Origin of the sequence: Rhizobium sp. NLR10b, from assembly GCF_019685435.1 — a bacterium.
Taxonomy (GTDB): domain Bacteria; phylum Pseudomonadota; class Alphaproteobacteria; order Rhizobiales; family Rhizobiaceae; genus Rhizobium.
The window spans coordinates 140,857-165,165 of the sequence record NZ_JABDWV010000013.1 but is presented as its reverse complement, the minus strand read 5'-3'; the positions used below and the strand labels follow the sequence as shown (position 1 = coordinate 165,165).

The following is a 24,309-nucleotide window of genomic DNA, read 5'->3' as shown; positions in this document are numbered from 1 at the left end:
TCTTGACTGCCAATCAAGGAGGATCCCATGCTGACCAAGACCGCATCACCGACGACGATCACGCTCTGGAACGGTCGCGAAATCCCGCGCCTCGGCATGGGATGCTGGGCGATCGGCGGCCCTTTCTACGCTGGTGACACGCCGCTTGGCTGGGGCGAAGTCGACGACAATGAATCGGTCGAAGCGATTAATCGCGCCATCGCGCTCGGCATCCGCTTCTTCGACACCGCTTCGAACTACGGCGCTGGCCATTCGGAAGAGGTGCTCGGCCGGGCGATCGGCAATCGTGACGATATCGTCGTCGCCACCAAATTCGGCTTCGCGACCGATGCCGAGACGAAGCAGGCAATCGGCGCCTTCGCCGATGAGGCTTTCATTCGCCGCTCGGTCGAGACATCGCTGCTCCGTCTCAAGCGCGACCGCCTTGATCTGCTGCAGTTTCACATCAACGATTTTCCGCTGGAACAGTCGGATGCCGTCTTCGATACGTTGGAGGCCCTGCGCGCCGAAGGCAAGATCGACGCATTCGGCTGGAGCACCGATTATCCGGATCGCGCCGCCCGCCATGCCGGCCGCGCTGGCTTTGTCTCGGTCCAGCATACGATGAACGTCTTCGATCCGGTGCCGGAGATGATCGCGGTGATCGAAGGGAAGGGCCTGATCTCCATCAATCGCGGTCCGCTGGCCATGGGGCTCCTGACCGGCAAGTTCACCGCCGACAAGGCAGTGGGCGCCAAGGATGTCCGCGGCGCGGCACTTCCCTGGATGGTTTATTTCAAGGACGGGCGCATGGCTCCGGAATTTGCCGCAAGGCTCGATGCCGTCCGCGATCTCCTGACGTCAGGCGGCCGCACGCTGACGCAGGGGGCGCTCGCTTGGCTCCTCGCGAGGTCTCCGCGCACGTTCCCCATTCCGGGCTTCCGCACCGTCGCCCAGGTGGAGGAAAATGCCGGCGCGCTGGAAAAGGGACCGCTGTCAGCCGAGGTCATGGTCGCGATCGACGCCGCACTCGGGCGCGGGTAGGGGGCGGGCGCGACGCACGCCCCCTCATTCCTGTGACGAGCACGGGAATGAGGGGATGTCGCGACGTATACGGACGAAAGCGCCGTTCAAACAGCCCTTCCGCAATTCGGACCTACCCTCGCGCGCGAACCTTCAGTGCCCAGCCTTCCGGCCGCACTTCAATGATCTTGACGGTGTCACCGATCGTGATCCTTCCACTGTCACGCGGCGTGACGTTCCAGCCGAAGAGCGGCCCGGGCACACGCCGGTCAGCAGACATGCGGATACGGCCCATGGCTGGCATCGGGTTCGGCACCTCGCGCGAACCGGTCAACTGATCCTGCGTCGTCATGATGCAGCGGGAACAGGGCTTGACGAGATCGAAACGGATGCCGGCGATCTCGATCGCCGCCCAGCGGTCCTCCGGCCAGGCCTCGTCGATATCGATGACGATGTTCGGACGGAAACGTTCCATGCCGACCGCGCCTTCGCCATGAACGGCGAGATCGGCATTCAGCGCCTTCAACGAACCCGTCGTCGTCACCAGGATCTGGTAGCCGTCGGTAAAGGTGACGGGCGAGCCTTCGCCGGCCCATTCGGCGCTCGCCGTCCGTCGTGCCTGCCCATCGAAAAAAACCAGCCGCACCTCGCGTCCAAGCCATTCGGAAAGCCGGTGGTTGCTGTCGGGATCGGCGACGGCGGCGCTGACGGTCGATTTCCATACGGTCACATCCATGCGGGCTTCATGCCGAGGCAGAGGCACCGCTAGCTCAGACTTTCCCTGCATCAGCAGCCGAAAGGCGCCGGGTTCCGGGCGTACCGCGATGCGCGCGAGGTCCGGCAGTTCGCGCTGGGTGATGAAGTGACCCTGCGGGTCGGTGATCATCGCCCGCCGGTCGCCGGCAAGCCCCTCGGCGCCAATGTCGGCGGCGGGTAGCGCGATGGCGCGAGCGCTCTTGAGCGGGTAGATGAAGAGGTTGCTGATGCGCATGCTTTCTCCCTGAATCTCGTTCTCTAGATTTCATCCATGAACGCCGCGAGAAAATCGCGCAGGCTCTTGTCGCGCGCGGCCGCAATCCGGCGGCCGGTCTCGGTCTGGAATCCCTCCGCCAGTCTGAACAGCTTCGTCTGGAAGTGGTCAATGGCATAACGCTTGTCGTCGAGGGGACGGTTCGTAGCCGCAGGGTCGAACGGATCGTAGAGCCCTGACCCCATTCGTCCGCCGATATAAAAGCAGCGCGCGACGCCGACCATGCCGATCGCGTCCAGCCGGTCGGCATCCTGCAGGATCTTCGCCTCGAGCGTCTGCGGCGCCACCCCGGCGGAAAAACTGTGAGCGGTGATGGCGTGGGCCGCGGCTTCGATATCCGCTTCGCTCCAGCCGAGTTCGGAAAGGATCACCGAAGCCTTTTCCGCAGCCAAGGCCGACGCTTTTTCCCGCAAGGGCGAATTCTTCTCGACGGCGACGCAGTCGTGCAGCAGCACGGCGGCGGCAAGGATCCGCCCATCTCCGCCTTCTCCCGCATGGATGCGCATGGCGTTCCTGAAGACGCGCAGGATATGGGCAAGATCGTGTGAGCCGTCGTCGCCCTCGGCCGCGTGTGCGACCAGCGCCGCTGCGAGCGTTTCATGAGGGGAGAAGGCTTCGGCCTCGAACATTACGCCACCTCTTGTCGGAAGAAAAACGTCGAAGAGCGCCGGCCGAAAGCGAAGAGCTTCGCAGGAACCGACGCGGCTACGAAACCCGGGGATCTCGAAGTCGGTTTGTAGCGGCTTAACGTGCGAGTCGCAATCGAGGGAGGTCAGCGCTCGAGCGTCGGAAAAGCTGTCGCGCCGCTGCTCTTCGGCGGCAGTGAGAGAAGATGGGGCACGTCACGGACCGGGCGCGGCGGACTGATGTGATAGCCCTGGATCTCGTCGCATTCCTCGCATTCGAGCAGCGTCAGTTGGGCGGCCGTCTCGACGCCTTCGACGGTCACGCGCATGCCGAGCGCATCGCCGAGCAGGATGATCGCGCGCATGATCGCATGCGCTTCCTTGTTGTCGACGATATCGTTGACGAAGGATTTGTCGATCTTGATCTTGTCGAAGGGAAAGCTCGAGAGATAGCTCAGCGAGGAGTAGCCGGTGCCGAAATCGTCCATCGAGATGCGGATGCCGCGATCCTTCAGGGCATGCAGGATCGGCAGCACCTCGTTGAGGTTCTCCATCAGCACGCTCTCGGTGATTTCCAGTTCGAGCCGCGATGCCAAGAGCCCGGCCGCGGCAAGCGCTTCGCTGACGTCCTGCATCAGGTTGCCGCTGCGGAACTGGATCGCCGAAACATTGACTGCGACCTTGACGCTCTCCGGCCATTGGGCCGCATCCCTGCAGGCCCGCCGCAAAACCCAGCGGCCGATATCGACGACGAGGCCGACCTCCTCCGCAAGCGGAATGAAATCCATCGGCGGCACGCGGCCTCGGACCGGATGGTTCCAGCGGATCAATGCTTCGAAACCGCAGGTTCGCCGCTCGGCAAGATCGTAGAGCGGCTGGTAATGCAGTTCGAATTCCTCGTTATCGACGGCGGCTCGAAGATCTGCCTCCAGCGCGTGGCGCAACTGCATCTGCGCTTCCATTTCGCCGGTGAAGAAGCGCTCGCGCTTGCGTCCGTCCGCCTTGGCATGCGACAGCGCCACGCCGGCATTTTTCAGCAGGATATCGGTTTCCCCGCCGTTCTCGGGAGCGATCGCAATACCCATGGAGACGCTGAGCGTCACCTTTTTCTCGCCGTTCAGGAATGGCTCGGAAAGCGATCGGCGGATTTGGTCGGCCAGCGCCGTCACGTTTCTCGGCTGCTGCTTGCCCGTCTGCAGGATGGCGAACTCGTCCGAACCAAGGCGCGCCAGCATGTTTTCCGACCCGGCCGAGGCTCGGATCCGCTCCGCGACCTGCTGCAGGATCTTGTCGCCGACCGACACCCCGATCGTATTGTTGATCGATTTGAAACGGTCGAGATTGAGGTGGACGAGGGCGATCTGCTCGTGCGGCTTGCGCTCGCCGAGCGTCGCATCAACCAGCTCGCGGAAATGCATCCGATTGGGAAGTCCGGTCAGGGGATCGTGATGGGCGAGATAGGTGATGCGCTGGGCCGCCTTTCGATCCTCGGTGATATCGGCATGAATGGCAATGCTGCTGCCGTCGGAGAGGATGGTCACCACGCTTTGAATGATGCGGCCATCATGCATCAGCCATTCGCGCCGGCGGATGCTGCTGCTTCCCGCCTTGACGGGGGAAGGCCGTGCTGTCTGCCGGACGGGTTTGGATGCAGCGCTTTCGTTGCCGCGCATTTTGCCGATGAGTTCGTCGATCGTCGCGCCCGCGGCGACATCTTCCGGCGGCAGGCCGTAGAGCTGAGGGAAGCGGAGATTGTAAAGCGTCAGCCGCTGGCTGGCGTCAAAGACGCTGAGGCCGAGCGGCAGGTTGTTCAGGACGCTCTCGAAGAGTCTTTTCTGTCCGTCGAATGCCTGGCTGAGCGCCGACAGGTTCCCTCTCAGCGTCCGGTTTTCCTTTTGAAGGGTTTCTGCACTTCTCTCGATTGCATCATAGTCGCTTTCATGGCCGCGATAGGTTGCGATCACCAGCTCCATCAGACGTTGCGCATCGATCGATCCATCGGCCATGACGGCCTCGGTGCATTGCCGCCAGAAAAGCGCCTCGGCCTTCATGTGGAAGCGTCTTGGAGAACGGCAACGGCAAGAGCCGCCCGCGTCTGATGAACGTGCCTCAAAATTTCGGACATGAAAAACCTTCCTGAGAGAAACATCGAAATCAGTTCTTATGAATACGTATAATGGGTGACGCCGGATGATTACCTTGGAACGGCTGGATTAATATTCGGTTGCAGTGCAGCACTGGTGCACGCCGTCAGACGCTTGTTTCGATGCTGAAAATCGCCGAAAAACCGGGAGGGCTGCCGCCGGAGCGCGGGTCTGAGTGCACTCCGTTAATTTCCGTCAACCATTGTTAACGAGAAGTTAACAGCTTATTGACGCACTGCGCAAATCAGTTTAACCACCGAGTCAACAGTTATTTCCCACCCCGTATTGCGTAGAAACGCCACCGGCAAAAGGCGGTGAATGGAGGTTTGTGTGACCCGCACCACATCCGTTTCAGACACTTCATATGCGTATCTCGCGACGCTTTCGCGGCTTGATCTAAACGGCGACGGCGTGTTGAGCCGCGGCGAGCGTGCCGCCGATGAGAAGCCCGGCATCATCAAGGAACTCCTGGAGGAAGACATGGGCAGCGAGACTCAGCCCAAATTTTCCGGCAGCCTGATCGCGCTGATGATGGATACCCACGATAGCGGCACGACAAGCAGCATCGCCGTCCCCTATCCGCTGCAGCAGACCGCGTCGGAAACCGGCAGTCAATCCGACGATCTCTACCGCAAGACCTACGGCCAGTTCGATTTCGACGCCGTTGCCTGACACTGTCACAGCGCACGTGATCTAAAGCCGGCCCGTTGGCCGGCTTTTCTCTTTGGATGCTCCGCAGAGGAACACCTTTCGGGTTGATACGTTCAGAAGAACAACCGGAGGGAAGGAGATCTCCATGAAAGCCATGCGCTTCATCGCCGCCCTGAGCCTGCTGGCGGCTGCATTGCCGGCAAGCGCTCAGGACAAGCAGACGGCGGTCGCCAACTTCGTCGGCAAGGACGGCAAGGAAAATGGCCGCGCCCAGTTGACGGCCGCCGCCAATGGCGGCGTCCTGATCGAAGTGGAGATATCGGGGCTGCCGGCGAACAAATGGGTGGCCTTTCATGTTCATGAAACCGGCCGCTGCGACGCGGCGAGCCATTACGAATCGGCAGGTGGTCATTTCAACCCGGACTCGGCCGAACATGGCCTCCTTGCCGCCAAAGGGCCGCATGCCGGCGACATGCCCAATCAATATGTCGGACAGGACGGGGTTCTCAGAGCGCAGATCTTCGACGGCATGGTCACGCTCGATGGCAAGAAAGATGGCATTCGCGGCCGCGCATTGATGGTGCACGCCAATTCCGACGATTATCGCAGCCAGCCTTCCGGTGACGCCGGGGAAAGACTAGCCTGCGGCGTGGTCGAATAGGCCGACGAGCGCCCCTGCGCTGCAGCGTTTCACTGCCGTGTCGGCTTTTCCGTCGCCGTGCCGTTGGACCTTTTTCCTAGCGCGGAACTTCCACCGTCCCGCACAGCGGTCGGATCGCCCTTTTCATCGAAGGCAAGTTTTACCCGCTTCACCATGTCGCGGCTGACCTGCCACCAGTCACCGGTCTTTGCCCAGTAGCGCAGCGTTAGCGATATCGTGCTTTCACCAAGGCTGTCGATGAAAACGTGGGGTGCCGGTGACGCCAGCACTCTTGGGTTACCTTTGGCAATGCCCATCAACGTCTCCATCGCCAGATCGAGGTCATCCTCACGAGAAATGCTGATTTTCAGGTCGTTTTGCCGCGTAGGTTCACGACTGAAGTTGGTGATCGGCGTGTTCCATAGCGTCGAATTTGGCGCCAGCCGATAGAGCCCGTCGCCGGTTCTGAGTTCCGTGGCGAACAATCCGATCTCGCGCACCGTGCCGGCCACGCTGCTGGTTTCGATATATTCGCCGACGCGGAACGGCCTGAGAATCAGGAGCATGATGCCAGCCGCGATATTCTGCAGTGTCCCTTGCAGCGCCAGCCCGATCGCCAGGCCGGCTGCACCGAGGGCGGCGATGATCGAGGCGGTCTGGACGCCGAATTGGCCGAGAACGGTGATGAACACCAGGATCAGCAGCGCATAGCGCACCACATTGGTGAAGAAGCGCGCCAGGGTCTCGTCGATGCCATGGATGCGCGACAGGCCCTCATAGGCCCAGCGGCTGACAAAGCCGGCCAGCGTCCAGCCGATGACGAGCAGGATCAACGCCCCGAGGATCGAGAAGGAATATTGGACTGCAAGTGCGCTTGCCTGGCTGAGTGCCGTGCGGGTGGCGAGGAGGACGTCGGCTGCTTGTTGTTCCATGATCAGGCCTTGAGAATTGTGCATGGGTCGAGGCCAAGATGGAGCGGACGGCAGCAGCGTCAACTGCAGGCGTCGTCGCGGATCGTAAGCAGGAAGGGTGCGTTGCCATCGGCGTCGGCACCGCGGCCCATCGCCTTTACGGCCGCCACCAGCCGGCCGCCGCGGTCAAGCAATGTGTCGCCGATCTCGATTAGCCGGGCGTTCGGCGTCGCGAAAGGCGAGGCGGCGCGCAACCGACAGGCAAGTCCTTCCTCGTCCTGATCCGGCGCGATCGACAACGCTGCGATGAGTGCCGCGGCCGGCGATCGCGACACGCCCATCCAGCAATGGATGAGCAGCGGGGTCTCCTGCCGCCATGATGCGGCAAACTCGATGATCGCTTGCACATGCGTTTCGTCCGGCGCCACGAGACCGCCGGTGCCCTTGAACGCGATGTCGTTCATCGAAAGCGTCAGATGGCGGTCGGGGGCGATCACACCCGGCCGGTGAAAGGTCTGTTCTTTGGCGATCAGGCTGATCATGTCGCCCGCCTTGTGGCGCACCGCCATTTCGGCGATACGCGAGAGCGGCGAGACGACGATGAAGCTCACGATACCATCCCCCGCTCGGCCTCGATCGCCGCAAAGCGCTCGCAGAACAACCGCTGTGCTTCCAGCGCCGGCAAAGGTTCGATCATCAGCATCTCCTTGCTGATGCCGCGCGGCTGGCCGAAGAATTTCTGCGCCTCGGCGGGCGTGAAACCGGCAAGGACTGTTGCCTCGAAATAGGCGGCGATCGTGTCGGCCTTCTTGATCCGGTCCTTGAGATCGAGCGACGGATGCGGCGGCAGGCCGAAGCGCAGATGCACGGCGGCCTCCAGCCGCATTTCCACCGCCTTGTAGCCGCCGCCGACAACGGATTTGAACGGCGAGATCATGTCGCCGATCACATATTCGGGCGCGTCGTGGAGCAGCGCCATCAGACAGTCCTCCGGCCGCGCATTGTTGAAGCGGCGGAAAATATCTTCGACGACGAGGCTGTGCTGCGCCACCGAAAAGGCATGATCGCCTGATGTCTGGCCGTTCCAGCGTGCCACACGCGCGAGCCCATGGGCGATATCGATGAGTTCGACATCGAGCGGCGAGGGGTCGAGCAGATCGAGCCTGCGCCCGGACAGCATGCGTTGCCAGGCACGCGGAGCTTTGGCCGTCACGCGCTGGCCTCGTCGACGCTGGTGGGGAAGACAAGCCCGGACCATGGCGGCAGGGCGAGGGAAACCGGCGTTTGGCCGGCCAGCAGCGGCGTGCCTTCCGCCATCGCGGCACCGGCGCGGTCGATTCGCACGATCGCAAGCCCGCTGCCGCCCTCGACCGAACCGAGTGTCCCCACCGGCTTGCCGGCGGCCGTGATCTGCGTGCCCATTTGAGGCAAGGTCGTTGCGGCGGACACGGTGACAACGCGACGGCGCGCGGTGCCGCGGTGCTGCATGCGCGAGACAACCTCCTGGCCGACATAGCAGCCTTTCTTGAAGGAGAGGCCGTCATTCAGATCCATCAGCACGTCATGCGGGAAGGCATCCTGTAAGGCGAAGTCCGATCCTGAGGTGACGATACCATGGCGGATGCGCAGCGCGTCGTAGAGTGACGGCGCATCATCGCCATGCCTTCCTGCCCGGCGGCGCAGCGGGACACCCGCCTTGGCGAAGCGGCTGTCTCGAGCACCGCCGATGCTATCGGCATCCTCGCCCCAGCAAACGGTAATGCCATTCTCAGCGACGGTCGTAAGCGTAATGGCGGCCCGCAGCTTGTACATCGTCAGCCGCTTCGCCAGCGCTTCGCACTGGCCGGCATCCGTCTCGATCAGATAGCCGTCGCCGTCCTGCCAGACCATGAAGTCGAACAGGATCTTGCCCTGCGGTGTCAGCAGTGCTCCGGGCCGCGCCTCGTCCGCGCCCAGGGAAATGACATCGGTGGTGATCAGGTTCTGTAGGAAGGACTGGGCGTCCGCGCCGCCGACGGAGAGCAGTGACCGGTCTTTCAGGAATACGGCTGGCATGGCGGAACCTGTCGCGTTGGTCGTCGCTCAGAGGTATGACTTCGTAAAGCGGATCGCAAGGTCATGCGACATGCCGCGGGGCGGCGTCAGTCGCCCGCCGTGAAGAATTTCCACTTGCCGTCGGGCGTAATGCCGAGGCGGTAGAAATTATATCCGCCGAACTCCTGCATGTCGGAAAGATCGCCGGCGGTGACGATGCGCAGCAGCTCGACTCGCTCCGGCGGGGTCAGCGACTTCAGATCCTTCTCTGCAAAATAGGGCCAGACATACATGTCGTCGGCTGTGCCCTGGCCGACATGAACGAAACCGGTCGAGACGATGTCGAGCATGATGGCGAGAATTTCGTCTCCGTCGGGATCGCCGGAGAGATCTTTCAGCGTGCCGATCGGGTCGTCGCTCGCTTCGCCCACCGTCACCTGCGTCTGGTCTTTGCCAGTGCCCATCAGCGGCCGCAGCCGTTCGAGGTCGCCGGAGGCGGCGGCCTCGACGATCTGTTGCCGCATTTTTCGAACCGGCTCGGGCGCCTTATTGATGTCGTAAATCACCTCGACCGGCTTGGATGCGTCCTGGGCACCCGGCGTCTTGTCAACGCCCTGATTGTTCTGGCTGTTGACCAGCGGCTCCGCCATGGGAACGCTGGGAGTTGTGCCTTGGGTCTGGTTCTGCCCCTCAGCACTTCCCTGTGCGGGCGGCGCGTCGCTGGGGGCCTGGCCGGGGATCTTGTGGAGTTCGGAAAGCGCGTAGGCCGAGGGCGCAAGGAGGACGGTGCCGGCGGCAAAGCTCAGCGCAAGCAGCACCGGCGCGAGCCGAATTCGCGAAACTTTCTCTTTACCGATGCGCATCGAACTCTCTGATAGTAATTATTGCAGGGTGCGGTTGGCGGAAAATTCGCCGGCAAGCATACGGTCGCGCAGCGAATCGAGCAGAGCTTCGGCGCTGTTTTCCCCGTGCAATCGAATGGTTTCGCGCAGGGCATGCGCGATGGCGGCATCAGCAATGATCTCCGGTTCGATCCCGTCGGCCATGCCGTCGGCCCAAGCCTCGTTCTGGTACTCCAGAGCCGCCTGCATCTTTTCGTGGACGATCATGTCGTCGATGTCGTTGAGGCTTGCTTCCATTGTCTTTTCCTCAGAACTTCTCATGTCTTACTGCACCGTTAATAACACTAACAGCCTTTTCCCAAAACGACACGTCCGCATGCGAAAACAGGTTAATTAAACGTCAATTTCCAAAGCGCGAGGTAATTTCTGTGGCGAGTGTTGCACCTTCGTTACGGTAGCGCTCTTCTGCCACGATGGCCGCCGGGGTGCAATCCGTGTAGACGGACGCGAAGGTTCGGTAGCCGCGATTGAAGGCGGCGGTGAGCCTTTCCTTGCGCTGCGGTTCGTTGCCTGTCTCCGAATCGAGCAGTTGCTTCATGCCTTCCCGCCACTCATCCCCGCCCGGCGCCTTGCAAAGCGTTCTCAGATAATGCACCGAACCCAGCACTTCTGCGAGCCGCGCCAGCTTGTCGTCATAGGGCACGGTCGCGACCGGCGGCGCAATCTCCTCCTGCGCAGGCGCCGTATTCTTGCCCTGCGCCATGGCAGGGCCGGCAAGCACGAGCAGAGACAGGACAACGCGTCGAACGGGAATCATGCTTCCAGTTGATACGTTGAGCGTGACGGCAACAAGGCGCCCTTGAAAGTTTCCACTTCTATTCACCGCCCGCCAGCCGTTCCGCGCATTCGAGCACGCTTTGCGGCACAGGCAGCCGCCGGATCTCCTCCACGGTATACCAGCCAAGCGCCGCCGCATCGTCGGCGGCTTCCGCCACCATTTCCCGGTCGGCGTCGACGCAAAAGACTGACAGGAAGAAATGACTCCTAATGCTGCCATCCGGCCCATGCGTCTTGAGGTCATAAGTTGAAAACAGCCGCGGATTATGCGCCGAGATGCCGGTTTCCTCGCGGAACTCCCGCAGCGCCGTCTGCTCCGGCGTTTCGCCCGGCTCGGCGCGCCCGCCGGGAAAGGCATACATGTCGGCAGAGGGCGGGTTGCGTCGCAACACCAGAAGGAATCGCCCGTCGCGTTCGAGAATGGCGGAGGAGGCGGCTTTGGCGGTGGAGGTCATGGCTGCTCTTGCTGTGACGGCCTGTTCGATCTGACGGGCTGATGATTGCGGGTCGCGGCTGCGGGCCCTGCCCGATTTTCGTGTGGGATAGCGCCCGAGACAACCCCCAAAAATCTCCACAGCGGTTCCTGAGATAACGATATCTGTGCAACAAGAAGTCAAAATATTCGAAAGGGCTTTGCGTGACCTATCTCATTTACGCCTTTGCCGCCGTTTTCGAGATCGCCGGCTGTTTCGCCTTCTGGGCGTGGCTGAAGCTTGAAAAGCCCATCTGGTGGCTGGCGCCGGGCATGATCTCGCTCGCGTTTTTCGCCTGGCTTCTGACGTTGGTGCCGAGCGATGCCGCCGGTCGAACCTTCGCAGCCTATGGCGGCATCTATGTTCTCGCCTCGCTCTTCTGGCTGTGGCTGATCGAAGGCCGCGTGCCCGATCGTTATGATATCGGCGGCGGACTGATCTGCCTCGCCGGAGCGAGCGTCATCCTCTTTGCGCCGCGAGCCTGAAACACGTCACGCAAAAGCATGCAGTACGCCTTGACCGGACTCGGGCCGGATGCAAAGACGGGCCGATGTGTGGACGTTTCGCCCTGACAAGTTCCAGCGCCGACCTGCGCAACTTCTTCTCCGGTCTCGATCTCGACGATTTTCCGGCGCGCTACAACATCGCCCCGACGCAGCCGATCCTCGTCGTCATCGCAGGCGAGGGCAGGGAGCGGGCCAGCAACCTGCCCGACCGGCGCGCCGTACTCGTGCGCTGGGGCTTCACGCCGGGCTGGGTCAAGGACCCGAAGGATTTCCCGCTGCTGATCAACGCGCGCGCCGAGACCGCGATCGGCAAGGCCTCCTTTCGGGCGGCGATGCGTCATCGACGCGTGCTTATTCCGGCCTCAGGTTTTTACGAATGGCAGCGCCCGTCAAAGGAGAGCAGCCGCAAGCCGCAGGCCTATTGGATCAGGCCGCGCCGGGGCGGGGTCATCGCCTTCGCGGGACTGATGGAGACATGGTCTTCGGCCGACGGTTCGGAGGTCGATACTGGTGCGATCCTCACGACGTCAGCCAATGCGGGCATCTCCGCGATCCACGATCGCATGCCTGTCGTCATAAAACCGGAGGACTTCTCGCGCTGGCTCGATTGCAAGACGCAGGAACCGCGCGAGGTGGTCGACCTGATGCAGCCTGCTCAGGCCGATTTTTTCGAGGCCATCCCGGTTTCCGACAAGGTCGACAAGGTTGCCAATATGGGGCCGGACCTGCAGGAGTTGATCGTCGTCGAAACACCGCTCGAGGCGCCTGCGAAACAAGGGCCGGATCACGGCCAGCTCAGCTTTTTCTAAAAGCGGGACCGGCCGCTTCCGGCACGGCCGCTGTTCGGCTCACCCGCGATGCTTAAGGCAGGTCACGAGAGCCATGCCGCAGTCTTGGGATGACGCCATGCCGGATGGGCCAGAAACCGAACGTGAAGCGCGGATGACTGCTGTTCGAAGCTCGGCGCTTCAAGCGGATTTCTTGACGCTGTCCGGCTTGTTCTTTGCCATCAGCGATGCGGCGGCAACGGCCTTCAAGCCGACCGGGCGATAGTTGGCGGCGAGGTCTGGCTTGGCCGCCTGTTGTTCGCCGGTACTGCTCTTCTTCGAAGTCACGATACTCTCCTTGCGTGTTGCTTCCCTGGGTATTTTGTAATTTTGCTTTTCGTCGGAAATAGCGACAAAACGGCGGCGTCGCTTATCAGGATTTGTGAACGCCCACCATAATTCGCGAGGCTTAACTGAAGCCTACGTTGGTTAATACTTACTGAAGGTTGCGGTTCCAAAAAAACCGCAGAGCGGTTTTCCCCGGGAAGACGCGTGGGCGTATGTCCGGGAACAGGCGACAACAGGGAGAGAAGCAATTCCGTGGCCCGGGAGAATCCGGAAGCGCGCGCAGGTCAGATGTGCCGGCCGATATCGTCGTCGCCGACGCCGGGTTCTTCGATCGTCAGGGTTCCATATTTCCGCCGCCATCTGCGAGCGCCGAAGGGAAGGGAGACGAGGTAGGCGGCAACGGTGAAGACCATTACCTCCCAGGTGTAGCTCATCAGCAGGGCCACATAGAGCACAACACCGAGCATCATCGGCAGCACCAGATCGCGCCGCAAGCGGTTGCCTTCAGATTTGCCCGACCAGACCGGCAGCCGGCTGATGAGCAGGAAGGCGATGGCAACGGTATAGACCGAAGAGAGATAGGCGAAGGTGCGGTCCGTCGCCAGGCCGAGGAAGCCGAGATAGACCGGCAGCAGCACCAGCATGGCGCCGGCCGGCGCGGGAACTCCGACGAAATATTCCGATTGCCAGCTCGCCTTGTTTTCGCGCTCAGCCATGACATTGAAGCGAGCAAGGCGAAGGCCGGCGGCGATCGCATAAATCAGCGCGGCGATCCAGCCGAGCGAGCGGGCCTGGTCGAGCGCGAAGACATAGACGACGAGAGCAGGCGCAACGCCGAAATTGACGATATCGGCAAGCGAATCCATCTGCGCGCCGAACTTCGAAGTCGCCTTCATCAGCCGCGCCACGCGCCCGTCGATGCCGTCGAGGAAGGCGGCGAGCAGCACCATTGCGACGGCGAGTTCGTAACGGTTCTCGAAAGCGAGCCGGATGCCGGTCAAGCCTGCGCAGATCGCCAGAATGGTGATGAGGTTCGGAAAGACGAGGCGGAACGGAATCTCGCGCAGGCGTGGGCCGCGGGCGGAATCATCCGGGCCGTTTGGCTCGAAAGGCGGAAAGGGTGTTTCCATGTCGCGTTCCAATCGTTCCTTGAGCAATTCCGGCAAAGGCGCGGAGGTTCCGCGCTTTAGCTGCGGCGGCTGATGACCGGACCCTTGGCGGAGGCGAATTCGGCGATGACGGTTTCCCCGGCAATCGCCGTCTGACCGAGCGAGACGCGTGGCGCCGCACTGGCGGGCAGGAACACGTCGAGCCGCGAGCCGAAACGGATCAGTCCGAAACGTTCGCCGGCGTCCAGCGGCTCGTTGGTGTTTGCCCAGCAAAGAATACGCCGCGCCACGAGGCCGGCAATCTGCACGACGCCGATCTGGCCGTGCCGCGTTTCGATCACCAGCCCGTTGCGCTCGTTGTCCTCGCTCGCCTTGTCGAGTTCGGCGTTGACGAAGCTGCCGGAGCGGTAGTTGATGCTGACGATGCGCCCGCGCATCGGCGCCCGGTTCACATGGCAGTTGAAGACGTTCATGAAGACGGAAATGCGCAGCATCGGCTCGGAGCCGAGGTCGAGCTCTGCCGGCGGGGTCACCATCTGGATCGCCGAGACCTTGCCGTCGGCGGGAGAGATCACGAGATCGTCGTCCTGCGGGGTCACCCGATCGGGATCACGGAAGAAATAGGCGCACCAAAGCGTGAAGATCATGCCGATCCAGAAGAGCGGCTTGAAGATCCAGCCCAGCACCAGCGATGCGACGAAGAAGGCGGCGACGAAGGGGTAACCCTCCTTGTGCACGGGCACGATCGTGTTGCGAACCGTGTTGAACAGGCTCATGGCTGCCGGTCTCCTTGCTTTTCGGTTTTTGCTGGTTAGCGAAAAACCAGCTCCTGAGCAATGCTGCGACCCTGGCCCTGGTTCCGCCGTCGTGGTTCTGAACAACAAAAGCCGGTAACGCTACCCATCCACTAACGTAAATGTGGAATCGCTAAGGTTTTATGATCCCACTATGTAGCTTTTGACCGGCTTCGGCCCGATGCGGACATCGGCTAGGATTTCCGCAGCAACAGAAAGCTGCCTCGAAATTGCTTGCGAATCGCATAAGTACGTGCTTATGTGTTTTCATGATCGAGAATGACTTTTTCCGAGCTTTGGCAGACCCGACCCGCCGTGCGATCTTTGAGAAGCTGGCGGCAGGGAGCATGAACGCGAGTGCCTTGCGCGAGGGCATGGAGATTAGCCAGCCGGCGATGTCGCAACACCTCGCGGTTCTGCGCAGTGCAAAGCTCGTGAGGGAAGAACGACAGGGGCGTTTCGTGAATTACGAAGTCAACCCCGATGGGTTGGCTCTCATCGCCCAGTGGCTCGCAAAATACCGCGCCTATTGGCCGGAGCGTATCGCAGCACTCAAAGTCTTGCTGAAGGACATGGATCAATGAACAAAGGGAAGACCAAGGAGCAGGATAGCGGCGTCGAGTTGGAGTTTGACTTGGGCGATCCGCCGCAAAAGGTCTGGCGTGCCGTCACCGTTCCTGAACTTCGGGAAAGATGGTTGCCGAAGGAAGCATTGGCTGATCCCGATGCGATCACCGTCACCCCGGGCCAGGAAGTTCGCTACAAGCTGCGTGACGATACCCCGCCTTTCCTTGAAAGTATTGTGACATTCACGATCACCCCGAATGCCATTGGCGGCACCTGCCTTCGGATCGTCCACCAACTGACGGACGCAAGATTCGATGGAAGGACAAGAGCGCCGGCGAACGGCAACAGCCCGCCTCTCATGCTCGCCGCCTGACCCGGCGAGCCTTCCCCTTAGCTTCTGAAAGTCTGGAGGTCGCCGATGCGCGAAGCGATGCAACTCGTCCCTATGGTCATAGAACAGTCCAGCCGGGGGGAGCGATCCTTTGATATCTATTCCCGGCTTCTGCGCGAGCGGATTATCTTCCTCAATGGCGAGGTGAACGATACCGTTTCGGCGCTCGTCTGCGCGCAACTGCTGTTTCTGGAAGCGGAAAACCCGAAAAAGCCCATCAACCTCTATATCAATTCGCCGGGCGGCGGCGTGACCAGCGGCCTGGCCATGTACGACACCATGCGCTTCATCCGTGCGCCGGTACATACACTTTGCATGGGGACGGCCCGTTCAATGGGATCGTTCCTGCTGATGGCAGGCGAACCCGGCGGAAGAGCCGCATTGCCCAATGCCAGTATCCTCATTCATCAGCCCTCCGGCGGCTTTCAAGGACAGGCTTCCGACATGTTGATTCATGCCGAGGAAATTTTAAAGACCAAGCAACGCATGACGCGGCTCTACGCGGAGCATTGCGGACGTTCCTACGACGACTTTGAGCGCGGGATGGATCGCGACCGCTTCATGACGGCGGAGGAAGCGCTTGAATGGGGTCTTATAGACCGTATTCTGAAGGTTCGGGAAGACACCAGCAGCCTATAAGCCTTGCCGCAAAAAAACGATTGCTGAAGATCGTTCCAGCGATTCCACATTTACGTTAGTGGCTGGGTAACGCTACCGCCTCCCGCTTCAGCCTGCCGGGGCAAGCCGCGTGATCACGCCCATCTCGTCGCTGTCGCGCACCTGCTTCAGATGCTCCTCCGCCTGCGTCGCCTCACGCTGGCGGTTCCACATCGAGGCATAGAGGCCGTTCCTTTCGAGAAGGGCGGCATGCGTGCCACGTTCGGCGATCTCGCCGCTTTTGAGCACGATGATCTCGTCCGCGCCGATGACGGTCGAAAGCCGGTGGGCGATGACCAAGGTCGTCCGGTTCTTCGAAACCACGTCGAGGGCCGTCTGGATTTCCCGTTCCGTCGTCGTATCGAGGGCCGATGTCGCTTCGTCGAGGATCAGGATCGGCGGCGCCTTGAGGATGGTGCGGGCGATCGCCACACGCTGTTTCTCGCCGCCGGAAAGCTTGAGCCCGCGCTCGCCAACCTTGGTATCGAAGCCTTCGGGCAGCGTCTCGATGAAATGGGCGATCTGCGCCACCTCGGCCGCCGCAAACACCTCGCCATCGCTCGCCGACGTGCGGCCGTAGCGGATATTGTAGGCGACCGTGTCATTGAACAGCACGGTATCCTGCGGCACCATGCCGATATGAGAGCGCAGGCTCTTCTGCGTCACGGTGCGGATATCCTGGCCGTCGACGGTGATGGTGCCGCTCTGGATATCGTAGAAACGGTAGAGCAGGCGCGACAGCGTCGATTTTCCGGCGCCCGACGGCCCCACCACCGCGACCGTCTTGCCGGCCGGCACCTCGAAGGAAATGCCTTTCAGGATCGGACGCGCCGAATCGTAAGCGAAGTGTACATCCTTGAAGGAGATCGCGCCCTTGTGGATCCGAAGCTCGGCCGCGCCGGGGGCATCCTTGACCTCCGCCTTCACCTCGAGCAAATCGAACATCTGCTCGATGTCGGTCAGACCCTGGCGGATTTCGCGGTAGACGAAACCGATGAAATTGAGCGGCGCGGAAAGCTGCAGCAGCATCGAATTGACGAAGACGAAATCGCCAACCGTCTGCTCGCCGCGCTGCACCGCCAGCGCCGACAGCACCAGCATGATGGTGGTGCCGATACCGAAAATGACACCCTGGCCGAAGTTCAGCCAGCCGAGCGACGTCCAGACGTCGGTCGCCGCTTTCTCGTAGCGTTCCATCGACTTGTCGAAGCGTTTGGCCTCCATCTCCTCGTTGCCGAAATATTTGACGGTTTCGAAATTGAGCAGAGAGTCGATCGCCTTGGTGTTGGCGTCAGTGTCGCTGTCGTTCATCGAGCGGCGGATGGCGATGCGCCAGTCGGATGCGCGGATCGTAAACCAGATATAGGCCCAGACGGTAAAGGCGGTGACGGCAAGATAGGAGAAGCCGTAGCCCCACCAGAAGATCACCGCCGTCAACAAAAATTCGATGACGGTCGGAACGGAATTGAGGATCGTGAAGCGCACGATCGTCTCGATGCCCTTGGTGCCGCGCTCGATGATGCGCGACAGCCCGCCGGTCTTTCGCTCCAGATGGAAACGCAGCGACAGCTCGTGCATGTGCACGAAGGTCTTGTAGGCGAGCTGGCGCACCGCATGTTGCCCGACGCTGGCAAAGAGCGCGTCGCGCAGCTGGTTGAGGCCGAGCTGGATCAGCCTGGTGACGTTATAGGCGATGACGAGGGCGATGGCGCCGGCAAGGAGCGGCGGTACCGCGCCGCCTGCGAGGTCCATCCTGCCGTTCAGTGCATCGGTGGACCACTTGAAGAAATAAGGGACGAGCAGCAGGACGAACTTGGAGATCAGCAGATAGACCGACGCCCAGACGACCCGCATCTTGAGGTCGGTTCGCCCGGCCGGCCACATATAGGGCCAGAGGTTGAATAGCGTCCGCAGCAGGTGTGATTCCGAAACTGTCTTGCCGTTTGCCATGCCGTGTCTCCAGTCCGGATGATTTGCTTCGATGTCCGGCAAGGCGTAGGGCAGGGGCGCGCCTGGCGCGCTTACCTGAATCCCGAACCGCCACCGGCAGATAGGGCGTCGGATCGAGGAATGCAACACGTACAGGGGCCGGGAAAAGTGAGACCGGGCGTTTCTCCCGCCCGGTCTCATCATGTCGCGTTGCGCTTAAGGCGCTACCTTTTAGAGGTGCTGCTTGGAGAGCCGTTTGCGGTGCAGTTCCTCGGCGTTCGGCAGCGCATCCTTCGGCAGGCCGAAAATCTGGCCGGGACGGATGCGATCAGGGTCGACGATCTTGTCCTCGTTGGCGATGTAGATCGTTGTATAACGCACGCCGAGGCCGTAGGTGCGGCGAGAAATCTGCCACAGCGTGTCGCCGCGGCGGATGATGACCGCCGCATTGTTTGCCGTCAGCGGCGCCTGTTCGATCGTCTTCGGCTGATTGCTCGCAGCATCGTTTGCGGTGGGCGCGGCCGGTGCGGGCGTGTCGGTCAGTTCACCGATGATCACACCCAACCCGTCGAGCCCGGCGCCGACCGATTTTGCATCCTTCGGCAGATCCTGCAGCATTTTCAGCGCCTTGGCGGCGGTTTGCGAGGAGGAGCCGGAGGCCTGCTTGAAGCTGTCGGACGCATCGGCTGCCGGGCGGAAGTCGGCGACAGACCGCAGCGCGAATTCCGTTGCCGAGCGCGCCGCCGCCAGCTGTTCGTCGCCGGGCAGCTTGCCATCGGCAAACAGCCCCTTCAAAAGCCCGAACGCCTTGCCGGCTTCGGCCTTGAGTTTGCCGAGTTCACCTTCGTCGAGCGGCACCATCGAGGAAGCACCATTTGCATCGGCGGGGCCGGCTTGAGCAGCAACCCGCACCTGATCGCCGGCCGGGCGATTGAAGTTCACCGCGGCCCGCACGATCACCTTGCCCGCGGGATCGACGACGTCGACGCGAATCTTATGATCGCCGACCGAAAGGGCCGCGACGCCGTCGATGACGAAATGGCCGTCGGGACCGGCCGTGTCCTGGCCGACAAGGCTGTCGTCGGCATAACCGAGGACCTTGGCGTGGGCCCGAGCCATGCCCGCAATGAAGATCTTGTTGCCCTCGATCTCCACGGCGTTGACCATCACATCGGGCGCAGTGGCCTTGTCGGTTTCGCCAGCACCGGGAACAGCCGGCGCCGCGTCTGTCCCACCGGCGGAGGCGCCGGGCAGACCGGGCGTCTGCAGCGCCAGCTCACCGGTCGGTGCTGCTGTTGCGGAAGGCGCGTCGGCTGCAGCGGGAGCAGTCGCAGCCTCGCTGGTTGCCGGCTTGTCGGCAGCCGGCGCCAATGGATTGGCGGCGTCGGCGACCTCGGTGCCGCCCGTCGGCGCCGTGATGATGCGGCTCGCCGCGCCGGGCTTGGAGACCATGGCGAGCAGGTTGGCGGCATTGCCGTCCTTCGGCACGGAAACGGTGGCGACTTCTTCGGAAAGAGCGGTCTTGCCATCCTTGCCCGTCACCTTGAGCACGAGTTGGTGGTCCCCGGCCGGAAGCGGGTCGTCGAGGACGGCGGCGAAATCGCCGCTCGGGCCGACATCGGCCGTCGTCACCACCTTTTCGCCGTCGAGTACTTCGAGCTTACCGTTCGGCTCGGCGGAGCCGGCGATGACGGTCGATCCATCAGGCTCGACGCGCAGGACGTCGAAGGCGGGAACCTTCGAGCCGGAATTTGCGGCCGCCGCGGTCGCGGCAGAGGCTGGCTCCGGCGCGCCGATCAGCGCAGCTTCGGCCTTGGCAATCGCGGCAGGCGCATCGGCGATGTTTTCCGGCAGCGACTGCACGATGGCGAGCGCCTTGGCACCGCCTTCCTTGGCCTTGGCGGCAATGGCCTGTGTTGCGGGATCGATGCCCTCGGGAACGGTGAAGCCGACAAGTGCGGTGAGCGTATTCATGGCCTTGGTTTTGGCGGCTGTGAAGACATCGGTGGCTGGGCCTTTGCCGTCGGCGAACAGCGCCTTCAGCTCGCCGAGCGCCATGCCGGCATCGGCCGAAAGGCGTCTAACCTGATCGCCGACCGCAGCCGAGTCGGCCACGGCAGAGCGTGATGTCTTTGCCGCTTCGTTAACCGTGTTCTTGAGCTCCGTGCCCGCCTGGTTGATGGCGTCGCCGACTTTGGATGCATCGCCGCCGATGCGCGGCATGACGAAGAATACCATGAGTAGGATTGCGATTACGAGCACTGCAAGGGCCAGCAAGCCGGCACGGTTCTTCATCATTATGTCTCCCAAGGCGGCAATTTGCCGTAGTAACCGAAATTGCTAGCGATTTCCGATGCTTTTCACAAGCATTCAACGCAATTTGGCAAGCTCGGCATGCTTCTTTTCAGTCAATTTTCTTGACTGCATTGAAATGGAATAGTTGTTTTGCCCTATGACCGAACAATCTGTACCGATTCGATCCATCTGCGTTTACTGCGGCTCAAGGCCGGGACGCGATCCTTCCCACATGGCGGCCGGGCGTGCTCTCGGAAGAGAGATCGCCGAATACGGCCTGCGCCTCATCTACGGCGGAGGTACCAAAGGCATCATGGGCGCGGTTGCGAGCGGGGTGCTTTCAGGCGGCGGTCAGGTGACGGGTATCATCCCGGAATTTCTGATCGATATGGAAGCGACTCGCCATTCGCTCGGTCAGCTCAACGAACTTATTGTAACCCCTGACATGCACGCGCGCAAACATACGATGTTCGAGCGTTCCGATGCCTTCGTCGCCTTGCCCGGCGGCATCGGCACGCTGGAGGAGATCGTCGAGATCATGACCTGGGCGCAGCTTGGCCGTCATGAAAAGCCGATGGTCTTTGCCAATATCAACGGTTTCTGGGATCCGATGATGGAACTGATGCGCCATATGACGGAAGAAGGCTTCCTGCACACCGCTCATCGGGTGCAGCCGCTCGTCGTCGACGACGTCGCCGGCATCATTCCGGCAATCATGGCCCAGGCCGCCCAGCTCGCCGCCGATCGCGAGGGCGAGGACGAAGTGATCTCCAAAATGTAGGCAGGGTAGGAACCCCTGGCACTGACCAGCCTATCTCTATTCAGCTATAGGCGGAAACAAGCTCCGTCACCTGAGATCGCATCCATCGGTTGGCGGGATCATTGTCGCTTGCCGCCGACCAGACCATCGATATCGGGCTTACCGCTAGATCGAGGGGAACTTCGGCTATCGCCAAGCCGAACAGGCCGGCATACCGCTTCACGATTCTGGTCGGCAGGGTCGCGATCAGGGGCGCTTCGAGGACAGCGGTAAGCACGGTCAGGAATTCCGGCGCAGCCACCGACACGTCGAGTCGCACGTTGATCCGCTTCAAGGCATCATCGATGCATCCTTCGATGGCGTCCTTCTGTGAAACCAGGGCATGCTTGAGCCCGACATAGCTGTCGCGATCCAAAATTTCGGGAAGATCGAGAAGCTTCGGATTGTAGCAACACATTAGCGATTGCTCGAACAGCAGGCTCCGCCGATGTCTGTTGTTGCCGTCATCATAGCAGCCGACGCCGAGGTCGATGATGTTGTCGTCCAGAAGCTTGTGGACAAGCTCGGGGTCGACCGCTCGCGCAAGCACTTTGATACCGGGGGCTATCTCGTTCAACACAGCGGCGAGACGCGGCACAAGCAGCACCTCAAGCTCACTGGAAAAGCCGATGCGGAATATCTGCTCGGCTTGTCCTGGCTCAAAGGTCGCAGGCGTTACGATCGCCTGCTGGGTGTGGCTGAGTATCTGCTCCACCGCTTCGGCGAAACGCAGCGCCCGATGGGTCGGCTTCATGACCTGGCCGACACGCACGAACAGCTCGTCCTGAAGCAATGTACGGAGCGTGCCGAGATTGTGGCTCATGGCAGGCTGCTGGATTTTCAGGCGAACAGCAGCTTTCGTAACGCTCCGCTCCTTCATGAGCGCGTCGAAAGCCACGAGCAGGTTGAGGTCGAAAGACCACAAATTGAAATGATCGATGGAGACAATTTCGTTCATCGATTTGATCGTTGCATGAATCTTCCCTATTGTCCATAGGCATCAGACAGCGCTGTCCCCGGTTCCAATTCAACTCGAAAGGAAGTTCCATGAGCGATCTTGGAAAGGAATATCGTATTGCCGGCGCGACAGTGAGAAAAGTGCAGGAGCAGTATCTGCACAACATCCCGCCCTCGTTTCTCTACCCGGCTGCCGGATCTGAAGAGATCAAGGCCCTCGAGCCGCGGCTTTCCGCCGTCGATATGGAAGAGGGCCGCGATGCCCTTGTGGTGAGCATTCACAGCTGGCTTGTCATTACGCCCGACCACGTCATCCTCATCGATACTGGTTCGGGTAACGACAAGGAAAGGCCGCGCAATCCCGGCTTTCACCATCAGACCATTCCGTTTCTCGACAGGCTGCGTCAGGCGGGTGTAGAGCCCGAAGACGTCGACTTCGTCATAAATACCCATCTTCACGTTGATCATTCCGGTTGGAATACCGTGCTCGAGGACGGAAGATGGATCCCCACTTTCAAAAATGCGCGTTACGTCTTCCCGCGCGCCGAGCAGGAATATTACGCGTCGACGGCGAGCCACAACGACGTCAACATTCCGAGTGCCGGCGTCTATGAAGACAGCGTGCGGCCAGTGATCGAGGCGGGGCTTGCCGATGTCATCGACGGCGCAGGCGGTCCTTTCCTGGATCGATTTTCCTTCTTGCCGACGCCTGGCCACAGCATCGGCCATATGTCCGTTCTGCTCGAGGCGGACAATGAAGCGGCAATCTTCGCGGGCGATGTCACACACCATCCGATCCAGGTGGAGCGGCCCGACCTCAACACGGTCTTCTGCGAATTCCTGGATCAGGCTGCCCAGTCGAGACGCCGCATCCTCGAACTCGCAGCCGATAATCGCGCCCTGTACTTCTCCACCCATTTCCCCGGTTCGTCTGCCGGATATGTCACCCGCGACGGCGAAAAATTCAGGTGGTCCTATGTCTAAGAACAATCTTGCATCTTCAGCTTTTGACCGCGGCGAGATCGTATTTGAGGAGCATTACATCGATAGCGGAACCGAAGGCATCAAGCTCTATCTCCGCAACAAGCGAAGGAAAGACCACGAGGACTTTCTCGCGGAGAAAACAATCGTGATGGTGCATGGGGCGACCTTCTCGTCCGGAAGTCTCTACGACGTACCCTTCAACGGGATGTCCTTCATCGACTTCCTCGCTCTTCGCGGCTTCGATGTCTTTGCAGTTGATGTCCGGGGCTATGGAAAATCAACCCGCCCGCCGGAAATGCAGGCGAACCCCGACCTCAACCCGCCGCTTGTCGCCACCGACACCGGCGTCGCCGATTTCGCAACGGCTGTCGATTTCGTTCTCCGGCTTCGCGGCCTGAGGGCCGTCAGTGTCTTCGCAATGTCGTGGGGCGGTACCGTTGCCGGCGCATACGCTGCGCGCAACCCAGACAAGGTCGTCAAGCTGGCGCTGCTCGCGCCGCAATGGCTGAGTGACGTTCCCATCCCCATCGATCAGGGTGGCGCCCTCGGCTCCTACAGGCTTGTTCCGGTCCATGCGGTCCTGGCGCGCTGGCTGGGCACCGCACCCGAATACGCGCGTGAACGTCTTGTGCCCGAGGGCTGGTTCGACCTCTGGGCCGAATTGACCCTCTCGGAGGAGACGTCGCAGGCCGACAGGGAGCAAGGCAGACTGCGAGCCACCAATGGGCCGATCCAGGACATCCGAACCTATTGGAGAGCTGGAAACCCCTACTATCGGCCGAGCGAGATTCGCGCGCCGGTGCTGCTGTTGCACGGCGAATGGGACATCGACGTTCCGCTTGACCTAGCTCGGGCCTATTTCGAGCAACTGACCGGCGCCTTCTACAGGCGATGGGTAGAAATCGGGGAGGCAACGCATCTCGCTCTCATGGAGAGCCACCGCATGCAGGCCTATTCCGAGATCGCCCGCTTCTTCGATGAAGCATTCAAACCGGAATAGAGTCTGAACGACGGGG

Annotated in this window: 28 protein-coding genes; 11 read left to right on the top strand and 17 right to left on the bottom strand. The window is 61.3% G+C overall.

Features of this window, described 5'->3' with window-relative positions; all coding sequences use genetic code 11:
* The first annotated feature begins 27 nt into the window (after positions 1-27).
* A complete protein-coding gene (locus tag HJB91_RS21715; protein ID WP_221147319.1) occupies positions 28-1,023 on the top strand; it encodes an aldo/keto reductase in 996 nt (331 codons plus the stop codon).
* A 112-nt stretch (positions 1,024-1,135) separates the two neighbouring features.
* Here HJB91_RS21715 and HJB91_RS21710 read toward each other — a convergent pair whose 3' ends face one another.
* The 3 genes from HJB91_RS21710 to HJB91_RS21700 all read right to left on the bottom strand — a co-directional run bounded on the left by HJB91_RS21710 (position 1,136) and on the right by HJB91_RS21700 (position 4,709).
* Positions 1,136-1,993: an MOSC domain-containing protein gene (locus HJB91_RS21710; protein WP_221147318.1), complete on the bottom strand. Its 858-nt coding sequence runs from the start codon at positions 1,991-1,993 to the stop codon at positions 1,136-1,138.
* A 23-nt stretch (positions 1,994-2,016) separates the two neighbouring features.
* Complete coding sequence (locus tag HJB91_RS21705) at positions 2,017-2,661, bottom strand: HD domain-containing protein (protein ID WP_221155871.1); 645 nt, start codon at positions 2,659-2,661, stop codon at positions 2,017-2,019.
* Positions 2,662-2,804: 143 nt separating this feature from the next.
* Complete coding sequence (locus HJB91_RS21700) at positions 2,805-4,709, bottom strand: bifunctional diguanylate cyclase/phosphodiesterase (protein WP_210628479.1); 1,905 nt, start codon at positions 4,707-4,709, stop codon at positions 2,805-2,807.
* Between the two features lie 411 nt (positions 4,710-5,120).
* On the opposite strand from HJB91_RS21700, the gene HJB91_RS21695 reads away from it, so the two are divergent.
* Together HJB91_RS21695 and HJB91_RS21690 are read left to right on the top strand one after the other, a co-directional pair.
* Positions 5,121-5,474 (top strand): hypothetical protein, encoded by a 354-nt coding sequence (locus tag HJB91_RS21695; protein ID WP_210628478.1) that lies wholly within the window; start codon positions 5,121-5,123, stop codon positions 5,472-5,474.
* Between the two features lie 124 nt (positions 5,475-5,598).
* Complete coding sequence (locus HJB91_RS21690; protein ID WP_210628477.1) at positions 5,599-6,114, top strand: superoxide dismutase family protein; 516 nt, start codon at positions 5,599-5,601, stop codon at positions 6,112-6,114.
* Between the two features lie 29 nt (positions 6,115-6,143).
* On the opposite strand, the gene HJB91_RS21685 is transcribed toward HJB91_RS21690, so the two are convergent.
* The 8 genes from HJB91_RS21685 to HJB91_RS21650 all read right to left on the bottom strand — a co-directional run bounded on the left by HJB91_RS21685 (position 6,144) and on the right by HJB91_RS21650 (position 11,172).
* Positions 6,144-7,025 (bottom strand): mechanosensitive ion channel family protein, encoded by an 882-nt coding sequence (locus HJB91_RS21685; RefSeq protein WP_210628476.1) that lies wholly within the window; start codon positions 7,023-7,025, stop codon positions 6,144-6,146.
* Between the two features lie 59 nt (positions 7,026-7,084).
* On the bottom strand, positions 7,085-7,615 hold the full coding sequence (locus HJB91_RS21680; protein WP_221155870.1) for a tyrosine phosphatase family protein: 531 nt from the start codon (positions 7,613-7,615) through the stop codon (positions 7,085-7,087).
* On the bottom strand, positions 7,612-8,184 hold the full coding sequence (locus HJB91_RS21675; RefSeq protein WP_221155887.1) for an HD family hydrolase: 573 nt from the start codon (positions 8,182-8,184) through the stop codon (positions 7,612-7,614). Before HJB91_RS21675 ends, HJB91_RS21680 begins: the two co-directional genes overlap by 4 nt.
* 29 nt (positions 8,185-8,213) lie before the next feature.
* Entirely contained in the window at positions 8,214-9,059 is an 846-nt protein-coding gene (locus HJB91_RS21670; protein ID WP_221155869.1) for a folate-binding protein YgfZ, read from the bottom strand.
* 86 nt (positions 9,060-9,145) lie between these two features.
* Positions 9,146-9,901 carry a hypothetical protein gene (locus HJB91_RS21665; protein ID WP_210628473.1) on the bottom strand — a complete coding sequence of 252 codons (756 nt, stop codon included), beginning with the start codon at positions 9,899-9,901 and terminating at the stop codon, positions 9,146-9,148.
* 18 nt (positions 9,902-9,919) lie between these two features.
* Positions 9,920-10,177: a hypothetical protein gene (locus tag HJB91_RS21660; RefSeq protein ID WP_020920882.1), complete on the bottom strand. Its 258-nt coding sequence runs from the start codon at positions 10,175-10,177 to the stop codon at positions 9,920-9,922.
* Between the two features lie 103 nt (positions 10,178-10,280).
* Positions 10,281-10,697 (bottom strand): TIGR02301 family protein, encoded by a 417-nt coding sequence (locus tag HJB91_RS21655; protein WP_210628472.1) that lies wholly within the window; start codon positions 10,695-10,697, stop codon positions 10,281-10,283.
* A gap of 58 nt (positions 10,698-10,755) precedes the next feature.
* Complete coding sequence (locus HJB91_RS21650) at positions 10,756-11,172, bottom strand: NUDIX hydrolase (RefSeq protein WP_085859061.1); 417 nt, start codon at positions 11,170-11,172, stop codon at positions 10,756-10,758.
* Positions 11,173-11,354: 182 nt separating this feature from the next.
* On the opposite strand from HJB91_RS21650, the gene HJB91_RS21645 reads away from it, so the two are divergent.
* Together HJB91_RS21645 and HJB91_RS21640 are read left to right on the top strand one after the other, a co-directional pair.
* Positions 11,355-11,675 (top strand): YnfA family protein, encoded by a 321-nt coding sequence (locus tag HJB91_RS21645; RefSeq protein WP_210628470.1) that lies wholly within the window; start codon positions 11,355-11,357, stop codon positions 11,673-11,675.
* Between the two features lie 65 nt (positions 11,676-11,740).
* Positions 11,741-12,505, top strand: coding sequence for an SOS response-associated peptidase (locus HJB91_RS21640; RefSeq protein ID WP_221155868.1), 765 nt, complete (start codon positions 11,741-11,743; stop codon positions 12,503-12,505).
* Positions 12,506-12,664: 159 nt separating this feature from the next.
* Here the strand turns inward: HJB91_RS21640 and HJB91_RS21635 are convergent, their stop codons facing one another.
* From HJB91_RS21635 to HJB91_RS21625, 3 genes are all read right to left on the bottom strand, one after another.
* On the bottom strand, positions 12,665-12,811 hold the full coding sequence (locus tag HJB91_RS21635; protein WP_164517774.1) for a hypothetical protein: 147 nt from the start codon (positions 12,809-12,811) through the stop codon (positions 12,665-12,667).
* 284 nt (positions 12,812-13,095) lie between these two features.
* Positions 13,096-13,941 (bottom strand): CDP-diacylglycerol--serine O-phosphatidyltransferase, encoded by an 846-nt coding sequence (gene pssA, locus HJB91_RS21630; protein WP_064801555.1) that lies wholly within the window; start codon positions 13,939-13,941, stop codon positions 13,096-13,098.
* Positions 13,942-13,997: 56 nt separating this feature from the next.
* Positions 13,998-14,801, bottom strand: a complete 804-nt coding sequence (locus tag HJB91_RS21625; protein ID WP_259665395.1) for a phosphatidylserine decarboxylase — start codon at positions 14,799-14,801, stop codon at positions 13,998-14,000.
* Positions 14,802-14,983: 182 nt separating this feature from the next.
* Here HJB91_RS21625 and HJB91_RS21620 point away from each other — a divergent pair, with 182 nt between their 5' ends.
* Genes HJB91_RS21620 through HJB91_RS21610 form a run of 3 tightly spaced genes read left to right on the top strand, consistent with a single transcriptional unit; the run spans position 14,984 to position 16,311 of the window.
* Positions 14,984-15,298 carry a helix-turn-helix transcriptional regulator gene (locus HJB91_RS21620; RefSeq protein WP_184453300.1) on the top strand — a complete coding sequence of 105 codons (315 nt, stop codon included), beginning with the start codon at positions 14,984-14,986 and terminating at the stop codon, positions 15,296-15,298.
* Positions 15,295-15,654, top strand: coding sequence for an SRPBCC domain-containing protein (locus tag HJB91_RS21615; RefSeq protein WP_210628466.1), 360 nt, complete (start codon positions 15,295-15,297; stop codon positions 15,652-15,654). The genes HJB91_RS21620 and HJB91_RS21615 overlap by 4 nt, the downstream gene beginning before the upstream one ends.
* 45 nt (positions 15,655-15,699) lie before the next feature.
* Positions 15,700-16,311 (top strand): ATP-dependent Clp protease proteolytic subunit, encoded by a 612-nt coding sequence (locus HJB91_RS21610; protein ID WP_210628465.1) that lies wholly within the window; start codon positions 15,700-15,702, stop codon positions 16,309-16,311.
* Between the two features lie 87 nt (positions 16,312-16,398).
* On the opposite strand, the gene HJB91_RS21605 is transcribed toward HJB91_RS21610, so the two are convergent.
* Both HJB91_RS21605 and HJB91_RS21600 read right to left on the bottom strand, forming a co-directional pair.
* Positions 16,399-18,279 carry an ABC transporter ATP-binding protein/permease gene (locus HJB91_RS21605; protein ID WP_210628464.1) on the bottom strand — a complete coding sequence of 627 codons (1,881 nt, stop codon included), beginning with the start codon at positions 18,277-18,279 and terminating at the stop codon, positions 16,399-16,401.
* A gap of 210 nt (positions 18,280-18,489) precedes the next feature.
* Positions 18,490-20,556, bottom strand: a complete 2,067-nt coding sequence (locus tag HJB91_RS21600) for a LysM peptidoglycan-binding domain-containing protein (protein WP_221123422.1) — start codon at positions 20,554-20,556, stop codon at positions 18,490-18,492.
* A gap of 154 nt (positions 20,557-20,710) precedes the next feature.
* Between HJB91_RS21600 and HJB91_RS21595 the strand changes: the two genes are divergently transcribed.
* Positions 20,711-21,334 carry a TIGR00730 family Rossman fold protein gene (locus HJB91_RS21595; RefSeq protein ID WP_210628462.1) on the top strand — a complete coding sequence of 208 codons (624 nt, stop codon included), beginning with the start codon at positions 20,711-20,713 and terminating at the stop codon, positions 21,332-21,334.
* Between the two features lie 40 nt (positions 21,335-21,374).
* Here HJB91_RS21595 and HJB91_RS21590 read toward each other — a convergent pair whose 3' ends face one another.
* Positions 21,375-22,310 (bottom strand): LysR family transcriptional regulator, encoded by a 936-nt coding sequence (locus tag HJB91_RS21590; protein WP_221155867.1) that lies wholly within the window; start codon positions 22,308-22,310, stop codon positions 21,375-21,377.
* Between the two features lie 89 nt (positions 22,311-22,399).
* On the opposite strand from HJB91_RS21590, the gene HJB91_RS21585 reads away from it, so the two are divergent.
* Together HJB91_RS21585 and HJB91_RS21580 are read left to right on the top strand one after the other, a co-directional pair.
* Positions 22,400-23,293 carry an MBL fold metallo-hydrolase gene (locus HJB91_RS21585; protein ID WP_221155866.1) on the top strand — a complete coding sequence of 298 codons (894 nt, stop codon included), beginning with the start codon at positions 22,400-22,402 and terminating at the stop codon, positions 23,291-23,293.
* The gene (locus tag HJB91_RS21580; protein WP_210628459.1) at positions 23,286-24,293 is read left to right on the top strand and encodes an alpha/beta hydrolase; all 1,008 of its coding nucleotides are present in this window, start codon (positions 23,286-23,288) and stop codon (positions 24,291-24,293) included. Before HJB91_RS21585 ends, HJB91_RS21580 begins: the two co-directional genes overlap by 8 nt.
* Positions 24,294-24,309 lie beyond the last annotated feature (16 nt).

Coding starts and splice junctions, on each gene's coding strand:
- HJB91_RS21695 (WP_210628478.1), top strand. CDS start 5,121: ATGGAGGTTTGTGTGACCCGCACCACATCCGTTTCAGACACTTCATAT.
- HJB91_RS21665 (WP_210628473.1), bottom strand. CDS start 9,901: ATGCGCATCGGTAAAGAGAAAGTTTCGCGAATTCGGCTCGCGCCGGTG.
- HJB91_RS21590 (WP_221155867.1), bottom strand. CDS start 22,310: ATGAACGAAATTGTCTCCATCGATCATTTCAATTTGTGGTCTTTCGAC.
- HJB91_RS21670 (WP_221155869.1), bottom strand. CDS start 9,059: ATGCCAGCCGTATTCCTGAAAGACCGGTCACTGCTCTCCGTCGGCGGC.
- HJB91_RS21655 (WP_210628472.1), bottom strand. CDS start 10,697: ATGATTCCCGTTCGACGCGTTGTCCTGTCTCTGCTCGTGCTTGCCGGC.
- HJB91_RS21685 (WP_210628476.1), bottom strand. CDS start 7,025: ATGGAACAACAAGCAGCCGACGTCCTCCTCGCCACCCGCACGGCACTC.
- HJB91_RS21710 (WP_221147318.1), bottom strand. CDS start 1,993: ATGCGCATCAGCAACCTCTTCATCTACCCGCTCAAGAGCGCTCGCGCC.
- HJB91_RS21585 (WP_221155866.1), top strand. CDS start 22,400: ATGAGCGATCTTGGAAAGGAATATCGTATTGCCGGCGCGACAGTGAGA.
- HJB91_RS21675 (WP_221155887.1), bottom strand. CDS start 8,184: ATGCTGTCCGGGCGCAGGCTCGATCTGCTCGACCCCTCGCCGCTCGAT.
- HJB91_RS21615 (WP_210628466.1), top strand. CDS start 15,295: ATGAACAAAGGGAAGACCAAGGAGCAGGATAGCGGCGTCGAGTTGGAG.
- HJB91_RS21690 (WP_210628477.1), top strand. CDS start 5,599: ATGAAAGCCATGCGCTTCATCGCCGCCCTGAGCCTGCTGGCGGCTGCA.
- HJB91_RS21580 (WP_210628459.1), top strand. CDS start 23,286: ATGTCTAAGAACAATCTTGCATCTTCAGCTTTTGACCGCGGCGAGATC.
- HJB91_RS21650 (WP_085859061.1), bottom strand. CDS start 11,172: ATGACCTCCACCGCCAAAGCCGCCTCCTCCGCCATTCTCGAACGCGAC.
- HJB91_RS21660 (WP_020920882.1), bottom strand. CDS start 10,177: ATGGAAGCAAGCCTCAACGACATCGACGACATGATCGTCCACGAAAAG.
- HJB91_RS21715 (WP_221147319.1), top strand. CDS start 28: ATGCTGACCAAGACCGCATCACCGACGACGATCACGCTCTGGAACGGT.
- HJB91_RS21605 (WP_210628464.1), bottom strand. CDS start 18,279: ATGGCAAACGGCAAGACAGTTTCGGAATCACACCTGCTGCGGACGCTA.
- HJB91_RS21610 (WP_210628465.1), top strand. CDS start 15,700: ATGCGCGAAGCGATGCAACTCGTCCCTATGGTCATAGAACAGTCCAGC.
- HJB91_RS21595 (WP_210628462.1), top strand. CDS start 20,711: ATGACCGAACAATCTGTACCGATTCGATCCATCTGCGTTTACTGCGGC.
- HJB91_RS21620 (WP_184453300.1), top strand. CDS start 14,984: ATGATCGAGAATGACTTTTTCCGAGCTTTGGCAGACCCGACCCGCCGT.
- HJB91_RS21640 (WP_221155868.1), top strand. CDS start 11,741: ATGTGTGGACGTTTCGCCCTGACAAGTTCCAGCGCCGACCTGCGCAAC.
- pssA (WP_064801555.1), bottom strand. CDS start 13,941: ATGGAAACACCCTTTCCGCCTTTCGAGCCAAACGGCCCGGATGATTCC.
- HJB91_RS21705 (WP_221155871.1), bottom strand. CDS start 2,661: ATGTTCGAGGCCGAAGCCTTCTCCCCTCATGAAACGCTCGCAGCGGCG.
- HJB91_RS21600 (WP_221123422.1), bottom strand. CDS start 20,556: ATGATGAAGAACCGTGCCGGCTTGCTGGCCCTTGCAGTGCTCGTAATC.
- HJB91_RS21700 (WP_210628479.1), bottom strand. CDS start 4,709: ATGAAGGCCGAGGCGCTTTTCTGGCGGCAATGCACCGAGGCCGTCATG.